The organism is Clostridium sp. MCC344 (assembly GCF_018785365.1).
GTDB lineage: Bacteria > Bacillota > Clostridia > Lachnospirales > Lachnospiraceae > Pilosibacter.
The window spans coordinates 184,469-201,992 of the sequence record NZ_WQPQ01000020.1 but is presented as its reverse complement, the minus strand read 5'-3'; the positions used below and the strand labels follow the sequence as shown (position 1 = coordinate 201,992).

The 17,524-nt window shown below is 49.8% G+C and carries 13 protein-coding genes and 1 other annotated feature; of the genes, 2 read left to right on the top strand and 11 right to left on the bottom strand.

Annotation, left to right across the window (positions count from 1 at the left end; all coding sequences use genetic code 11):
* Positions 1 to 345: 345 nt before the first annotated feature.
* Positions 346 to 2,757 (bottom strand): leucine--tRNA ligase, encoded by a 2,412-nt coding sequence (leuS, locus tag GPK90_RS05780; protein ID WP_118531955.1) that lies wholly within the window; start codon positions 2,755 to 2,757, stop codon positions 346 to 348.
* A gap of 178 nt (positions 2,758 to 2,935) precedes the next feature.
* Positions 2,936 to 3,208: a binding site (T-box leader), on the bottom strand.
* 190 nt (positions 3,209 to 3,398) lie between these two features.
* Between leuS and GPK90_RS05775 the strand changes: the two genes are divergently transcribed.
* A complete protein-coding gene (locus GPK90_RS05775) occupies positions 3,399 to 4,157 on the top strand; it encodes a sulfite exporter TauE/SafE family protein (RefSeq protein WP_015554655.1) in 759 nt (252 codons plus the stop codon).
* A 182-nt stretch (positions 4,158 to 4,339) separates the two neighbouring features.
* On the opposite strand, the gene GPK90_RS05770 is transcribed toward GPK90_RS05775, so the two are convergent.
* A complete protein-coding gene (locus tag GPK90_RS05770; protein WP_215702480.1) occupies positions 4,340 to 5,359 on the bottom strand; it encodes a glycosyltransferase family 2 protein in 1,020 nt (339 codons plus the stop codon).
* A gap of 407 nt (positions 5,360 to 5,766) precedes the next feature.
* Between GPK90_RS05770 and arcC the strand changes: the two genes are divergently transcribed.
* On the top strand, positions 5,767 to 6,696 hold the full coding sequence (arcC, locus tag GPK90_RS05765) for a carbamate kinase (protein WP_215702479.1): 930 nt from the start codon (positions 5,767 to 5,769) through the stop codon (positions 6,694 to 6,696).
* Between the two features lie 355 nt (positions 6,697 to 7,051).
* Here arcC and GPK90_RS05760 read toward each other — a convergent pair whose 3' ends face one another.
* From GPK90_RS05760 to GPK90_RS05720, 9 genes are all read right to left on the bottom strand, one after another.
* Positions 7,052 to 7,846: an RnfABCDGE type electron transport complex subunit B gene (locus tag GPK90_RS05760; protein ID WP_117484145.1), complete on the bottom strand. Its 795-nt coding sequence runs from the start codon at positions 7,844 to 7,846 to the stop codon at positions 7,052 to 7,054.
* A 13-nt stretch (positions 7,847 to 7,859) separates the two neighbouring features.
* Positions 7,860 to 8,435, bottom strand: coding sequence for an electron transport complex subunit RsxA (rsxA, locus tag GPK90_RS05755; protein ID WP_021904899.1), 576 nt, complete (start codon positions 8,433 to 8,435; stop codon positions 7,860 to 7,862).
* 15 nt (positions 8,436 to 8,450) lie between these two features.
* Positions 8,451 to 9,284 carry an electron transport complex subunit RsxE gene (gene rsxE / locus GPK90_RS05750; RefSeq protein ID WP_117484144.1) on the bottom strand — a complete coding sequence of 278 codons (834 nt, stop codon included), beginning with the start codon at positions 9,282 to 9,284 and terminating at the stop codon, positions 8,451 to 8,453.
* Positions 9,285 to 9,297: 13 nt separating this feature from the next.
* Positions 9,298 to 9,915 carry an RnfABCDGE type electron transport complex subunit G gene (locus tag GPK90_RS05745; protein ID WP_015554660.1) on the bottom strand — a complete coding sequence of 206 codons (618 nt, stop codon included), beginning with the start codon at positions 9,913 to 9,915 and terminating at the stop codon, positions 9,298 to 9,300.
* Positions 9,902 to 10,846, bottom strand: a complete 945-nt coding sequence (locus GPK90_RS05740) for an RnfABCDGE type electron transport complex subunit D (RefSeq protein ID WP_015554661.1) — start codon at positions 10,844 to 10,846, stop codon at positions 9,902 to 9,904. Before GPK90_RS05740 ends, GPK90_RS05745 begins: the two co-directional genes overlap by 14 nt.
* Before the next feature lie 12 nt (positions 10,847 to 10,858).
* The gene (rsxC, locus tag GPK90_RS05735; protein ID WP_021904897.1) at positions 10,859 to 12,187 is read right to left on the bottom strand and encodes an electron transport complex subunit RsxC; all 1,329 of its coding nucleotides are present in this window, start codon (positions 12,185 to 12,187) and stop codon (positions 10,859 to 10,861) included.
* 242 nt (positions 12,188 to 12,429) lie between these two features.
* Positions 12,430 to 14,304 (bottom strand): ABC transporter ATP-binding protein, encoded by a 1,875-nt coding sequence (locus GPK90_RS05730; protein ID WP_215702478.1) that lies wholly within the window; start codon positions 14,302 to 14,304, stop codon positions 12,430 to 12,432.
* On the bottom strand, positions 14,301 to 16,061 hold the full coding sequence (locus GPK90_RS05725) for an ABC transporter ATP-binding protein (RefSeq protein ID WP_215702477.1): 1,761 nt from the start codon (positions 16,059 to 16,061) through the stop codon (positions 14,301 to 14,303). The genes GPK90_RS05730 and GPK90_RS05725 overlap by 4 nt, the downstream gene beginning before the upstream one ends.
* A 58-nt stretch (positions 16,062 to 16,119) precedes the next feature.
* Positions 16,120 to 17,469, bottom strand: coding sequence for an MATE family efflux transporter (locus GPK90_RS05720; protein WP_215702476.1), 1,350 nt, complete (start codon positions 17,467 to 17,469; stop codon positions 16,120 to 16,122).
* Positions 17,470 to 17,524 lie beyond the last annotated feature (55 nt).

Below are 17,524 nucleotides of genomic sequence, written 5' to 3'. Positions count from 1 at the left end.
GTTGGTAATCGTTGAATGTAAATATTTACTATACCTATATATACACTCTTTTCTGAATTTCATGATTAAAGAATATCATTTTCTAACATCTTTGTCAATAAAGTTTTCCTTTCTGCGTATTTTTTGTTTAATTTGTTTGTTTTATTTGGTTTCAGCCTTTCTATAGTCATAATCTGTTTACAATTTGTTCAAAATTAACAAAAGGAGGTTTCCGGCATGTATAGTAAATACTGACATTTCGGCAGTGAAAAAGGGCGGGACCGCAAGGATCCCGCCCGGAATTTTTTCAAATACTTATATTGGCACGAATTTTTCAGATGATCCGACAGTTTCTGTCACTCCATCTTATTTTACAACAAGGTTTACGATCTTCTTCGGAACATAGATCTCCTTCACGATGTTTCCGGTGATCTTTCCTTCTACCGCAGCTTTACCTGCAGCGATCGCATCCTCTTTTGCGATGTCAGCCGGAACCATGATGACCGCTTTTACCTTACCATTTACCTGTACGGCAACCTCGATCTCATCGTCCTTCATTGCTTCCTCATCGCACTCCGGCCATGTTGCATGGAATACGCTGTCCGTGCCGCCGAGTTCTCTCCAGAGTTCCTCGCCAAGATGCGGTGTGAACGGAGCCAGTAAGATCACGAATGTCTTTAATGTCTCCTTGTCGATTCCGCCCTCTCTCTTCGCAACGTCTGTGAGCTTGTTGCAGTACTCCATGAATCCGGATACTACGGTATTCAGGCTGAACTGGTTGAAACGTGTCTCGATATCGTAGACAAGCTTGTGGCGGAGCTTCACCATCTCCTTTGTCTCCTTGATATCCTTGTCCTTGCTGTCCATCACAAGGTTGTAGAAACGATTTAAGAATCTGGCAACGCCCTCGATTCCTCTGTCGTCCCACTCGGCATCCAGCTCCGGCGGTCCAACGAAGAGCTCGTACATTCTTAACGCATCACAACCGTAATCTCTTACAAGATCATCCGGGGAAACAACGTTTCCTTTGGACTTACTCATCTTGATACCGTTCTTGCCGGTGATCATACCCTGGTTGAACAGCTTCTTGAACGGCTCATCGAAGTCGATCACTCCGATATCGTATAAGAACTTCGTGTAGAATCTGGAATACAGAAGGTGAAGAACGGCATGCTCAACACCGCCGATATACATATCTACCGGAAGGTACTTGTCTGCTTTCTCTTTAGATACAAGTTCCTTGTCGTTCTTGTTATCTACATAACGTAAGAAGTACCAGGAGGAACCAGCCCACTGAGGCATTGTGTTTGTCTCACGTTTTGCCGGAGCGCCGCAGCACGGGCATGTGGTGTTTACCCAGGAGTCGATCGCCGCAAGCGGGGACTCACCGGTACCGGTCGGCTGATAGCTCTCAACCTCCGGAAGTTTTAACGGAAGCTGGTCTTCCGGAACCGGAACATTGCCGCACTTCGGACAGTGAACGATCGGGATCGGCTCGCCCCAGTAACGCTGACGGGAGAATACCCAGTCACGGAGCTTGTAGTTCACAGTCTTCTTACCAATACCCATCTTCTCGATGATGTGCGGAGCTTCTTTCTTTAATACGGAGGACTCCATGCCGTTCCACTCACCGGAATTGATCATGGTTCCCTTCGCGTCTGTGTAAGCTTCTGTCATATTCTCGATCTCTTTGCCATCCTGGGCGATAACCTGAATGATCGGGAGACCAAATTTCTTTGCAAACTCAAAGTCACGGTCGTCGTGTGCCGGTACGCACATGATCGCTCCGGTACCGTAGTCAGCGAGAACATAATCAGACAGCCAGATCGGAACTTCCTTGCCGTTTAACGGGTTGATCGCATAGGATCCTGTGAAGACGCCTGTCTTTTCCTTGCCCTGGAGACGGTCTACGTTGGACTTCATGGAAGCGTCGAAGATGTACTTCTCAACAGCCTCTCTCGTCTCATCCGTTGCAAGCTCTTTTGCAAGCTTATGCTCCGGGGAGAGTACCATAAAGGTTGCGCCGTGAAGCGTATCCGGTCTTGTTGTGTAGACAGTGATCTTCTCGTCGCGTCCCTTTACCGGGAACTCAACCTCTGCACCGTAGGATTTGCCGATCCAGTCGGTCTGCATCTTTTTAACCTTCTCCGGCCAGTCGAGCTTGTCGAGGTCGTTTAAGAGACGGTCTGCATATGCAGTGATCTTTAACATCCACTGACGGAGGTTCTTCTTTGTAACCGGTGTACCGCAGCGCTCGCAGCAGCCGTTTACAACTTCCTCGTTCGCAAGGCCTGTCTTACAGGACGGGCACCAGTTGATCGGGAATTCCTTCTCGTATGCAAGACCTTTTTTGAACATCTGTACGAAGATCCACTGGGTCCATTTGTAGAAGGACGGATCTGTCGTGTTTACTTCCATATCCCAGTCATAGAGCGCCGCGATCTGGTTGATCTGACGTTTGATATTTTTGATATTGGACGCTGTGGAGATTGCCGGATGAACGCCCATCTTGATCGCGTAGTTCTCAGCCGGAAGACCGAATGCGTCCCATCCCATCGGATGGATCACATATTTGCCCTTTAATAACTGATAACGGCTCCATACATCGGAGATTACATAACCTCTCCAGTGACCTACATGAAGTCCGCTGCCAGACGGATATGGGAACATATCCAGGCAGTAATATTTTTCTTTCTTTCCATCATTGACATTGATCGGATTCTTTTCCCAGTTCTCACGCCATTTGCTCTCAATGGCGGTGTGGTTGTACTGTGCCATGACGATTTTCTCCTCCATTTCATATCGTTGAAGGCGGTACAGAAATACGCTCCGCGGATTTCGCCCGCCGCCGCTGCATTTACCAGAATCCAGGAAGATCCTGATTCTGTTTCATTGCCCCTGAGCGCCCTTTAAAGACGTCCGGCAATAAAAAAAGTCCCTCTATCTCTATCATTTTTATAGAGACGTGGGGGACTTACATTCTCACGCGGTACCACTCTATTTCATACTGGGTCTTCACCCGTATGCACTCTTTTTCCGATAACGGCGGAAACCGGCAATGCCTACCAAGAATACCGACGGGCAGTGCCTCGTTTTTCACTGCTTACGCCCACTTTTTCAGCATGCTGCTCCGAGGCGAGTTCGGAAAGCTTCTGGATGCTGCCTCGCACCGGCCGGCAGTTCTCTGTGCTCCGTATTCTCTCTTACTGGTCCTCTTCGACGCATTTTAACTCAATAAATTTACCATAGAATCCAGGTTATGTCAAGGTGTCCTGCACGGTTCGATTCTGCAGAAAACCGATTGACTTTTTGAAAATTCTTATATAGTATGGAAGGACAGGTCTCTGCCTGAATTTTATCAGAAAAAGCGGTATTGCGGCATTTTTTCTGCCCGCCGCCAAAATACAAGGGGGATATCCATGGAATACATCCATAATCTGATCTGGCTCTGCCCGCTCCTCTTCATTGCGGGATTTATAGACTCTATCGCCGGAGGAGGCGGCCTGATCGCGCTTCCGGCTTATATGATGTGCGGAATGCCGATCTACTATGTTTACGGCTGCAACAAGTTCCAGTGCGCCTTCGGAAGCACCGTTGCGGCATGGAAATACTTTAAAAACGGCTGTCTCGACCTTAAGATCACGCTGATCAGCGCAGTGACCTCGTTCCTCTGCTCCATGCTCGGAACCAGAATCATCTTTTACCTCAAAGAGGAACAGATCCGCTCGATGTTAATGGTACTGCTTCCACTCACCGCGGTCCTCGTGATCTTTATGAAGAACGCCTGGAACTATACCGATACGAAAAAGCCGCTGATCCTACCGAATGTGCTCCGCGCCCTTTTCATCGGAATGACCATCGGTCTTTACGACAGTCTCTACGGGCCGGGCGGCGGTACGATCGCCATGCTGCTCTTCACGTTTCTTTTAAAATACGATGTCCGCACTGCCTCCGGAAACGCGAAGCTCACGTTGATCGTTTCCAACTACACAGCGCTTCTCTCCTATATCCTTTCCGGAAATGTGTTCTACATGATCGCGATCCCATGTGCCGTAAGCAACGTTCTCGGAAACTATATCGGTGCCGGCTTCGCCATCAAAAACGGCGCGAAGATCATCCGGCCGGTGATGATCTGCGTGGTCACAGTGCTGATCGTGAAAATTGTTCTTGGAAAGTAAGATGATACGAGCGTGCTTATTTTACATAGGCACGCTCGTTTACTATCATCCATTCAACCGTATCCGTTTTCCCGCTATTTCCCTCTTACCAAGCCGGAAACTGCCTGCGCTTTCCATCCCAGCTTCCGTCCGGGATCGGGTTGAAATAGTACCATTTTTCATTGATCTCGATCTCTCGGCACTTAGTTAAATCCAAAGAACTTCTGCGCGATCTTATATCCCGCGATGGAGAGGGATCTTCCGCCTTTTCCAGGAAGGTTCATGCCCTGTCCCAAGAAGCCCCAGCGGAGGCGCAGGTAGAGCGCCGGATTGGATTTCTTTAACTCTTCCCACAACGCTTTCTTCTTTGCCATATTCTCCTCGCTGCCGGATTTGATCGCGAGGATCGAGCAGATGACCATCATGATCTCTAAGTAACGGACCATATAGTGGCGGAGCTTCTTATTCTGGATCTTCGTCACATCATAGTAGCCAAGCATCAGCTTCGTCACGCGGATCTGCTGGTCGATTCTTCCGATCATGACCTGTTCATTGACAGACTGGTCGGAGCGGCCGATAAAGTAGCGGTAGAAGTTCACATCCAGGTAGTACATCGTATGTACATGCGGGAGCGGCTCGTAGACGAAGATATTGTCCACGTAGAATGTGTGCTCCGGGAGCTCCAGTTTACAGTCTCTCAAAAGTTCCGTTCTGTAAACGACAGAATGCATCAGGATATACTGGCCTGCAACGAACACCTTCACATCGCTCCAGGTAAAGATCTCGTTCTTCGGAAGCGCCAGATTATAGTTCATGACTTTCTTGTGCTTCGCGCCCTGTTTCTCATAGACAAAGTTTGTGATCAGCATATCCAGGGTATCTTTTCCGTAAACAAAGCGGCGCAGGGTGTCGAGCACCTGCCTGTAGGCCTGCTCATTTACCCAGTCATCGCTGTCCACAACCTTAAAATAGATTCCGGTCGCGGCCTTTAATCCCGCGTTAACCGCAGCGCCGTGTCCACCGTTCTCCTGGTGGATCGCCTTACAGATACCCGGATATTCTTTCTCATAACGGTCAGCGATCTCCGCCGTATTGTCTTTTGTGGAACCATCATCCACGATCAGGATCTCCACCTCATTTCCGCCCGGAAGCAGAGACTTGATACAGTTTTCCATATACGCCGCTGAATTGTAGCATGGAATTGCTATCGATAACAGCTTCAAAATTGTTTCCTCCTTACGTTCCCCGTGTTGGGGATCATTCACTGCCGCCACACAGAGCGCACGCCACAGTGATCTCTCGACTCAGTTGTTCCTATTTTAGCATAAGTTATCTGAAAATGCAAAAAATTATTTCTTTCAATTCTCTTTCATTCCGGCATAAAATTCATCCCGTAAGCTTCTGCCGCCGCAGCGCCATATATAATTTTCAGTTCAGGAAATTTCTCCTGTACTCAATCATAAAACTTTGAGTTTTTTCTTCCATAATCTATCAAAATATGGTAAAATATCTGAAAATACACAGGCGCAGACCGTTTTGTGCCGGTCCGCGGAGAAAACTTATCCGCGGCTCCCGCGCAATTTTATCTGCCCAGACGATATCGGTACATAATAGAAATGAGGTATTAGATATGGCAAAGAAAAGACTTGTTTTAGCACTTGGACATGACGCTCTCGGAACGAACCTTCCGGAGCAGAAGACAGCCGTTACAAAAACAGCGAAAGCCATCGCTGATTTTATTCAGGACGGCTGGCAGGTTGTGATCACCCACGGAAATACTCCGCAGCTCGGTATGATCCACACCGCGTTAAATGAATTTGCGAAAAATCATGAAGGTTACACTCCGGCTCCGATGTCTGTCTGCTCCGCAATGAGCCAGGGATATATCGGCTACGATCTCCAGAACGCTCTCCGCTCCGAGCTTATCAAACGCGGCATTTACAAAGCTGTATCTACGATTTTAACACAGGTTACAGTTGACCCGTACGATGAGTCCTCCTACACTCCGATGAAGGTGGTTGGACGTGTGATGAACGCCGAGGAGGCAAAAGAGGAAGAGGCAAAGGGTAACTTTGTAGTAAAGGAAGGCGACGGCTACCGCCGTATCGTTGCGGCTCCGAAGCCGGTCGCAATCGTTGAGATCGACGCGATCCGTGCTCTTGCGGATGCTGACCAGCCGGTGATCGCCGCAGGCGGCGGCGGAATTCCGGTTATGGAACAGGGCTCCCACCTAAAGGGTGCCAGCGCTGTCATCGAGAAAGACCGTGCGGCAGGACTTCTCGCGAAAGAACTTGACGCTGATGTCCTGATGTTCATCACAGGTGTTCCGAATGTCGTATTAAACTACGGCAGTGACCATCCGATCAACATCGATAAGATGACAACGGCTGAGGCAGCCCGCTATGCCGGGGAAGGCCACTTTAAGACAGGGTCGATGCTGCCGAAGGTTGAAAGCTCCATCGACTTCATCAACGCAGGAAAAGGTCGACGCGCGATCATCACTTCCCTTGATGGTGCAAAGAGTGCTTTAGCAGGTAAAGGCGGCACGACGATCCAGTAGGCAATACATTCTGATTTGGCTTAGGTCAATCTTATTTAAATCTGGAACAAACAAGAATATGATCCCAGGGAGTTCTATACAGGCACTTCTCTGGGATCTTTTTTCAAATAATCTTCTCCCAACTGTTCTAATCATCCAAATCTCTTTAGTGAAAATAATAAAGAATGCACCTTGGCGTATTCTCGCGCGGTCGATTGCGACAATCTACATCTTCGCGCGAGTATGTATCATTGTCACGTTAGTGCCTTTTGTGTAATAGGAAATTCCTTGTACTCTCCTATTACACAAAAAAGACCCGCCAAAAAGCATTTCTGCCTTCCGCGGGTCTTTCATTTTTCTACAAGTTGTTATCCAATCAGATAATAACATGTGCCGGGCACTTAGCCGCGCACTTGCCGCAGCCGGTACACTTTGTATAATCGATCACAGCAACGTTGTTATCCATATGGATCGCATCGAATTCACACTGCTTTGTGCAGAGCGTACATCCGATACAGCCTGCCTCGCAGACCTTCTTGACAGCCGGTCCTTTGTCGTGGGAGCTGCACTGTACGAGGTGGTTTGCCTTGTACGGAACAAGCTCGATCAGGTGACGCGGACAAGCCTCCGCACACTTACCACAGGCAACACACTTCTCCTTGTCGACAACGGCAACACCGTTTACAACATGGATCGCGTCAAACTGACATGCCTTCACACAGCTTCCGGAACCGAGACATCCGTAGTTACAGCCCTTGGAGCCGCCGCCCGGAACTGCATCTGCGATCTTGTGACAGTCGTCAATACCATAGTAGTTGTATTTCACAGTTGCCTTATCGCAGGTACCTTTACATTTTACAAATGCAACCTTCTTCTCAGCGGAACCAGCCTCAACGCCCATGATCGCAGCGATCTTTTCTCCTACCGGAGCGCCGCCGACCGGACACTGGTCAACCTTTGCCTTGCCCTCTGCAATTGCTTTTGCAAGAGCGTCACAGCCTGCGTAACCGCAGCCGCCGCAGTTGTTGCCCGGAAGCTCTGCACGAACCAGAATTTCCTTCTCGTCTACTTCTACTTTAAACTTCTCGCTGGCGATTCCAAGGAGTACGCCGATGACGATACCGACGATACCGACAACCGCAGCAGCGATGATAATGCCTGTCATGTTCATCTCTCGTTCCTCCTTAAATCATTCCGGAAAATCCGAAGAGAGCGATCGACATTAAGCTTGCTGTGATCAGGACGATCGGGGATCCCTGGAAAGCGTGCGGCACATCATTGTGCTCGATCTTCTCACGGATACCTGCAAGCAGGACGATGGCGATCAGGAATCCAACGGAAATACCGATACCGTTTACGACACTCTGAATGAAGTTGTAGCCCTTCTGTACGTTTGTCAGCGCAACACCGAGAACCGCACAGTTTGTTGTAATTAACGGAAGGTATACGCCGAGCGCCTCATAAAGGCTTACCATGTTCTTCTTTAAGAACATCTCAACGAACTGAACCAGAGCCGCGATTACAAGGATAAATACGATCGTCTGTAAATACTCGATATGGAGCTTTACAAGAACGAAATCATAAACAAGGCTTGTGCAGGCAGATGCGATCGTAATAACGAATACGACTGCAGCGCCCATACCAGCTGCTGTCTCTGTTTTCTTGGATACACCAAGGAACGGGCAAAGACCGAGGAACTGGCTTAAAACAACGTTATTCACCAGGGCAGAACCGATGGCGATCAATAAAAGTTCTTTCATTTTTCCATTTCCTCCTTAATTTTCTTTGCCGGCGTCTGCTGCTTCCGTCTTAGCTGCCTCTGCCGCTTTTGCAGCCTCAGCTGCCTTCTTAGCTGCGAGAGCCTTCTCTGCCGCTGCCTTCTTTGCTGCCGCTGCGGCTGCTGCTTCCTCTGCCTTCTTCTCAGCAAGAGCAGCATGGTTTGTCATGCTGACACAGCCTGCACAGCTTGCGCAGTTACCGCCGCATACAAGGTCAGACTTCGGTGCGTCACCGTTGGTCGCGCATGGAAGACGGAGCTTGTTCTGGATCGCGGAAAGCATAGCCAGAGTGAACAGAGCACCCGGTGCAAGGATGATGATGGAAATGTGGTAAGCTTCCGGAATGATGGTGTGTCCGAAGATCGCACCTGCACCGAAGAACTCACGGCACATACCGATGACGGTAAGGGAAAGGGAGAATCCAAGTCCCATACCAAGACCATCGAAGAAAGATTCAACCGGACCGTTCTTGCAGGCATATGCCTCTGCACGGCCAAGGATGATACAGTTAACAACGATAAGCGGGATATAAATACCCAGGGATGCATACAGGGACGGAACGTAGCCCTGCATTAAGAGCTGTACGACTGTAACCAGGCTGGCTACGACTACGATGAATGCCGGAATACGGACTCTGTCCGGAATGATCTTACGCAGTGCGGAGATCAGCAGGTTGGAAAACATCAGTACGGCTGTTGTGGAAAGTCCCATGCCGAGACCGTTGATGGCGGATGTTGTCGTCGCAAGAGTCGGACACATACCTAACATCAGGATGAAGGTTGGGTTTTCCTTGATAATACCGTTATATAAACGTTCTACGCATTTATTCATGAATGCCCACCTCCTAGTTTAAGCAGTTATGCAGATAGTATAAAGCTGCATTGACTGCGTTTGTTGTAGCGTTTGATGTGATGGTGGCACCGCTGATGGCATTGATCTCAGTGTCAGACGCAGAACCGGATTTTGTTACGCTTAAGCTCTCGCAGTTCTTGCCAACGTACTGATTTCTGTAGTCATCATCTTTTGCCTTTAAGCCAAGACCAGGAGTATCACTTGTCTCACGGATACCAACACCTGTGATAGTGCCGTCTGCATCAAAGCCGATGGAGAGCTTGACAGCTCCGCCGTAGGAGTCGTTGGACAGGGAGTTGATCACATGTCCTACTACTTCGCCGCTTGCGTCCTTTGCCTCGAGAACGGACTCGATCGCAACGCCGCCGAAGCCGAGGTTTGCGATCTCATCAGCTGTCTCAGCGATCTTTTCTGTGGAACCTTCCACATCATCGAAGCTCTCTGCCTCCGGAAGGACCTGTTTGTAGGTTGCGTTGTTGGCTGCGATGGTAGCCGCCTCGATCGGAGCTTTTGTCACATCATAGACAACACCGAGACATAAACCGGAAACCAGGGTGATCGCAAAAAGGATCAGGGCATCTTTCATAAATCCAGACTTACTTGCTGCCATTTTTCTTACCCCCTTTTCCGAATGCTGTCGGGAGAGTTACCTTCTCAATCAACGGAACAAGCATGTTGCAGAAGATAATTGCGTAGGAAACGCCCTCTGCACCGCTTCCGAAGATACGGAACAGTCCTGTTAAAATACCAAGGCAGATACCGAATACGATCTGTCCTTTTGCAGTGATTGGGCTTGTTACATAGTCGGTAGCCATGAAGAATGCACCGAAGATCAGTCCGCCGCCGCAAACCTCTGCGAGCACGTAGTTAATATTGTGCTGGCCGAAGATAAATGCGAATACTGCGAAGGAAAGGATGTATGCTGCCGGGATGCGGATCGTAATTACTTTCTTAACGAGCAGGTAAGCTGCACCGATTAAAAGGGCAATTACGGAAACCTCACCGATGGTTCCCGGAATCTTACCAATGAACATAGCTGCAAGATCATATGTATCACCGGCTTTGATCGCCGCAAGAGGAGTTGCACTCGCAACTGCGTCTGTTACCGGGTCTGTGAACTTTGTCATAGCCTGTGCAAAGGAGATCAGCATAAAGCATCTCGCTGCCAGAGCCGGGTTCATCCAGTTCTGACCAAGTCCGCCGTAAAGCTGTTTTACGACGATGATTGCGAATACACCGCCAAGGATCGGCATCCATAACGGAATTGCCGGCGGCATATTTAAGCCTAAGATCATACCTGTGACAAGGGCACTGCCGTCACTGATGGTAACCGGCTTGTGCATCAGTGTCTCAAAAAGGTACTCACTGAGTACACAGGAAAGAACCGTTGCAACAACAACGATAAGGGAATAGATACCGAACTGCATCACGCCCCAGATCGTAGCCGGAAGCATTGCGATCGCCACATCGTACATTAAGTTCTTTGTGGAAACACCGCAGCGTACATGAGGGGATGATGATACGTTTAATAATTTACTCATTTGTCACACCTCCTACGCTTTCTTTCTTCTGGCTGCCATGACAGCTTTACGCATCTCTTTGAATGCCTGTGTCAGCGGTCTGTGTGCAGGGCAGATGAAAGTACAGGAGCCGCATTCGCAGCACTCCATACCATTTAATTTTTCGAACAGGGCAAGATCATTTCTTTCTGCTGCCGCCATCATCATCTGCGGAACAACATGACCTGGACATACCTCGATACAGCGTCCACAGCGGATACACGGAGATTCCGGATTTGCTGCAACCTGATCTTTTGTGAAGCAGGTCAGGGCAGAGGAGTTCTTCATAACCGGAATGTCCAGAGAGAATAATGCCTGTCCCATCATAGGACCACCAGAGATCATCTTCTCCGGCTCTTCCTTAAAGCCGCCTGCAGCTTCAAGGATCTCGCGGTAGCACATACCAAGCGGAACCTGGAAGTTCTGCGGGTTTTTAACCGCATCACCGGTAACAGTAATGATCTTACGAATTAACGGTGTGCTCTCGCAGACAGCGTTATAAATAGAAATAACAGTGTCTACGTTATCTACGATACATCCTGCATCCGCCGGAAGCATCGTGGAGTTGATCTCGCGTCCGCCTGTAACCGCATAGATCAGGAAACGCTCGCCGCCCTGCGGATACTTTGTCTTTAACGGACATACCGTGATCTTTGGCTCGTCTTTTACGAGACCTTCCAGAAGCTTGATCGCCTCCGGCTTGTTCTCCTCGATTCCGATCACGCCTTTCGCGTTCGGGAACATGCTTAACATGACTTTGATGCCGCCGATCAGTCTCTCCGGCTGCTCCATCATCAGGCGATAGTCACTTGTCAGATACGGCTCACACTCAGCCGCGTTTACGATAATGTGATCGATCGCGTTGTCATCCTTCGGTGCAAGTTTTACGTTGGTCGGGAAACCTGCGCCGCCAAGACCTACGATACCGGCTTCTTTTACGATATTCCGGATCTCTTCCTTGGAAAGTTTTGTGTAATCGCGTTTTTCGCCAAAACCTTCGATTGCTGTGTACTCGTTATCGTTCTCAACGATAATGGACTGTACGATTGCTCCGTTCGCAACCAGACGCGGTTCGATTCCCTTTACTGTACCGGATACGGAACAGATAACATTTGCGGAAATGAAGCCGCCTGCTTCAGCGATCTTCTGGCCAACCAGAACCTTGTCACCCTTGGCAACAAGTGGTTTCGCCGGAGCACCGATATGCTGGGAGAGAGGATAAACCAGCTCACCCTTCGGCTGGATCACCTGAATCGGCTTATCTGCGGACAGTTCTTTTCCCTCATAAGGATGAACGCCGCCTATAAATGTGCTCAGACCCATTTAACAAACCTTCTTTCTATAAAATTTCATAGTACCCATCAACTCGTAGTATAGCATATTTGGAATTTTTCTACAATTGGAAATCGGTTAACTTTTTAACAGAAATGGCCTTTTTCGGCGTTTGTATCAAAAAAAAAACAAAAATATGGTGGGAAACCGCTTAAGAAAATGAAGTTTTCAACAAAAAAAGCGGACAGGAACCGCGATTCCGTCCACTTTTTTCCATTTTCTGTTAGTTTTTACTAATTTAATTCAGCCATACCTGTATACAATCGGTAATAACGTCCTTTTTCTTTCAGGAGATCCTCATGATCACCGCGCTCGATGATCTCTCCATTCTCCAGAACCATGATGGCGTTGGCGTTCCGCACGGTGGAGAGACGGTGGGCGATCACGAAGGTGGTCCGTTCTGCCATCAGACGATCCATGCCCTGCTCGATGTGCTTTTCTGTTCTCGTATCGACAGAACTCGTCGCTTCATCGAGGATCAGGATCGGCGCCTTGGATACCGCCGCTCTCGCGATATTAAGAAGCTGCCTCTGGCCCTGGCTCAAGTTCGCGCCGTCGCTCTCAAGAACGGTGTCATAGCCCTTTGGAAGCCGCATGATAAAGGAATGGGCAGATGCCATCTTCGCCGCCTGAATGACCTCCTCGTCTGTGGCATCAAGCCTTCCGTAGCGGATATTCTCCATGACCGTTCCCGTAAACAGGTGGGTGTCCTGAAGAACCATGGCGATGTGGCGGCGCAGCTCGTCCCGCTTAATATGGCAGATATCAACGCCGTCGATAGTGATGGTCCCGCTCTGGATATCGTAGAAGCGGTTGATGAGGTTCGTGATCGTCGTCTTTCCGGCTCCTGTGGAACCCACGAAGGCGATCTTCTGTCCCGGCCTCGCGTAGAGGCTGATATCCTTTAAGATGACCTTGTCCGGGTTATAGCCGAAGGTCACATGATCTAATACCACTTCCCCGCTCATACCGTCCATGGATACTGCGTCCTTATCATCCGCCGCCTCCGGCTCCTCATCCATCACGGAGAAAACGCGCTCCGCTCCGGCGAGGGCTGAGAACACGTTGGAGACCTGCATGGAGATCTCGTTGATCGGCCTTGAGAACTGTCTCGAAAAGTTCAAAAATACCGTGAGCCCGCCGACATCGAAGTTTTTCACCACACAGAGGATCCCGCCGATGCACGCCGTCAGGGAATAGTTTATCTGGCTTAAGTTGTTCATCACAGGTCCCATCATGCCCCCAAGGAATTGGGCGCGGATCTGTTTTTCGCGGAGATCCCTGTTTAATATATCAAATTCTTCCTCCGCGATCTCCTCGTGGCAGAAGACCTTTACTACCTTCTGTCCGGTGATGGTCTCCTCGATGTATCCATTTAAAGCACCGAGAGCCGACTGCTGGGCGCTGAAGTATTTCTGACTCCGCTTCGCGACTTCTCCACCGGCCCGCAACATGAGCGGGATCATGATCAGGGTCACAGCTGTCAGCCAGATGTTCGTGTAAAGCATGAGGAACAAGGTTCCGATAATGCTTAAGGTTCCGGAAAAGAGCTGCACAAGAGTACTGCTCAGCATATTTCCGATGGTGTCCACGTCGTTTGTGAAGCGGCTCATCAGATCCCCGTTGGAATTTGTATCGTAAAATCTCACCGGAAGCTTCTGCATCTTTGTAAAGAGGTCTGTCCGGATCCGCACAAGGGCGCTCTGGGCAACCTCTAACATCAGTCTTGACTGGAGATAATTTGCGATAACTCCCAGAAGATAGACGCACGCCATCATGATCAACCCTTTAAAAAGTCCCGCCACATTTCCGGGACTTCCGTCCGGCGGTGCAATAAAGCGGTTGATGATCGGGCGCAGCATATAGGAACCGGTCAGTGTCGCCACCGTGTTTACAATGACACAGAAAAATGCGATCCCCATCCGGAGCCTGTCCGCTTCCAGATAGGTCATCAGGCGCTTTAAGGCCGCTCCTGTGCTCTTTGGGCGTCCTCCGCCTCTGGGAGCACCCGGTCCTCTTCCCATTCCTCTCCTTTTCGGTGCGGCTGCCACGCGTCCGGCATATCGTTTTTTCAGACTCGCTTCGCGGTCTGCTCTCGTGACGCTCATACTGCCGCCTCCTCTCCTGCCCCAATGGACTGATTTCCGATCTGGGTCGTATAGATCTCGCTGTATGTCTCACAGGTCTTTAAAAGTTCCTCGTGGGTTCCGTGACCGATGATCTTTCCGTCCTCCAGTACCAGAATCTGGTCTGCCTCCTGAACGGAGGAGATCCTCTGGGCGATGATGATCTTTGTGGTATCCTTGAGATCATGATAGAGACTCTCCCGGATCTTTGCCTCCGTCGCCGTGTCAACAGCGCTGGTGGAGTCGTCGAGGATCAGGATCTTCGGGCGCTTTAAAAGTGCTCTCGCAATACAGAGACGCTGCTTCTGACCTCCTGAGACGTTGACACCGCCCTGCCCCATCTCGGTATCATATCCGTTTTTGAAGGTCTTAACGAAGGGATCTGCCTGGGCGCTCTCCGAGAACCGGATCACATCCTCCATCGGCGCGTCCTCATTTCCCCATCGAAGATTTTCCTCGATCGTTCCCGAGAAGAGGATATTTTTCTGGAGGACCATGCCGACGCCCTCACGCAGGTGTTTTAAAGAGTACTCTTTGACGTTCACGCCGTCGACAAGGACTTCGCCTCCGGTCACATCATAGAGTCTCGGGATCAGCTGCACAAGGGAGGTCTTTCCGCTTCCCGTGGAGCCGATGATCCCGATCGTCTGTCCCGGTTCTGCCGTAAAGGAGATCCCTTCCAGAACGAGATCCCTTCTCCCGTGCTCTCCGCTGTAGCCAAAGCTTACATTTTTAAACTCCACACGACCTTCCGTGACTTTTTTATCCTTATTTTTCGCGTTATCATCATTTAAGCCGATCTCTGTGTCGAAGATCTCATTGATCCGCTTCATGGATGCGCTGGCGCGGGAGCTCTGTAAGAATACCATGGAAAGCATCATGAGGGACATCAGGATCTGCACGATATACGTCGTAAACGCAGTGAGATCCCCCACCGGCATCTTTCCGGCAATGATGATATTTCCTCCATACCAGACGACAGCCAGTGTCGTCACGTTCATGGCGAACATCATCACCGGCATCGTGGTGATCACGATCCGGAGGGCCCGGAGACTGCTCTCCTTTAAGTCGCGGTTCAGTCTGCTGAATTTTTCGATCTCATGATCCTCCCGGACAAAGGATTTGACCACGCGGACATTCGTCAGGGATTCCTGAATCCCGGAATTCAAACGGTCCAGTCTCCTCTGCATCTCCCCAAAGCGCGGGAATGCTGTCTTTAAGATCAGAATGATCGCCGCGAGAAGAAGTGGGATCACGATGAGGATGATGACCGCAAGCTGACGGTTCATCATAAACGCCATGATCAGGGCGCCGAGAAACATTCCGGGCGCCCTGAGCGCCATGCGTAGCCCCATCATCAGGACGTTCTGAACCTGCTGGACATCGTTCGTGAGCCTCGTGACGAGAGAACCGGTGCTGTAGCCGTCGATGTTCTCAAAGGAGAACTGCTGAACCTTTCTGAAGAGATCGTTTCTCATGTCACTGGTAAAGGAGATAGACGCCTTTGCGGAAAAGTAGGCGCCGAGGATCCCGCCCACCGCCATAAAAAGGACAGTAAGAACCATCAGTGTACCCATCTTTCCGATATAGGCAACATTTCGACTTGCGACACCGTTGTTGATGATCATGGACATAAATTTCGGGAGCATGACCTCTCCCGCCACCTCGGTGAGCATCATCAGCGGACCGATCACGAAGGCACTGAGATACGGGGTGATGTATTTTTTGTATCGTTTCAATTCTGTTGTTTCCTTTCTGGTCAGATCTGCATTCGTTGGATTCTTTTGATGCTGTTTATCACGCATCTTCCCTCGGGAGTTTTCTCCTAACGATATAGAAGCAGATCATATGGGCCGTCGCCGTGACGATCCAGGTAAACGGATAGGATAAGTATAACACCGTCAGGTTATGGTATACTTGGAACACCGTAAAGATCCAGACGATCCGGAGTCCGCACGCTCCCAGAAGGGAGACGCACATCGGCATGACGGAGTATCCGAGACCGCGGATGCTGCCCACCATCGTATCCATGATCCCACAGAGGAAATATGTCGTTCCAAAGACCACAAGTCTTCTCATTCCGTATACCATGACCTCCGGATCCGAGGAGTAGATCCGAATCAGGGCATGTCCGCAAAGATAAGCCGGAATTCCCATTCCGAGTCCCACGGCTGTCACAACGCCGAGGCAGGTAACCATGATCCGGTTGATCCTCGAATACTTTTTGCCGCCGAAGTTCTGGCTTGTGAAGCTTAAGTTTGCCTGATAAACCGCATTCATGGCATTATAGATGAATCCCTCAATATTCTGGGATGTCGTATTTCCCGCCATCGCGACAGAGCCGAAGGAATTCACAGAGGACTGGATCAGAACGTTGGAAATCGAGAATACTGCGCCCTGCATCCCCGCCGGAAGGCCAACCTGAATGATCTGACGAAATTTCGAGCGGTGGATCTTCAGATCTTTTAAATGAAGCTTCAGACTGCCCTCGCTCTCCATCAGACAAAGGATCACCAGGAACGCCGAGATCGCCTGAGAGATCGCGGTCGCCAGAGCAACTCCCGCCACATCCATCCGGAACATGATCACGAAAAAGAGGTTTAAGACCACATTGATCACGCCCGCCGCCGTAAGGAAATACAGCGGGCGTTTCGTGTCTCCCACCGCGCGGAGGATCGCGCTTCCGAAGTTGTAGATCATATTCGCAGGCATGCCGATAAAGATGATCCGCATATAGATCGTAGATTTATCGATCACATCGTCCGGGGTTCCCATGAGTTCCAGCATTGGCCTCGAGAGAAGCTGGCCCACAATGATCAGGAAAAGACCGCTGACGATGCTGAGTGCCATGGCCGTATGGATCGTATCCTGCACATCTTTTTCCCGCTTCGCTCCGTAATATCTTGCCACGATGACATTGACACCCACGGACAGTCCGATAAAGATATTGATCATCAGGTTGATCAGCGCCGTTGTGGAACCCACCGCCGCCAGAGACTGGCTACCCGCGAAACGTCCCACAACGATCACATCCGCAGCGTTGAACAGAAGCTGCAGGATTCCGGAAAAGATCAGCGGAATCGTAAAGGTGAGCAGTTTTCCGAGGATCGGACCGCTGCACATGTCCATTTCGTAATTTTTCTTCATAATACTCCTTTTTCCCGTATCTGTATTTTCTTTCCGGCAGCATCCGGAAAGAAAA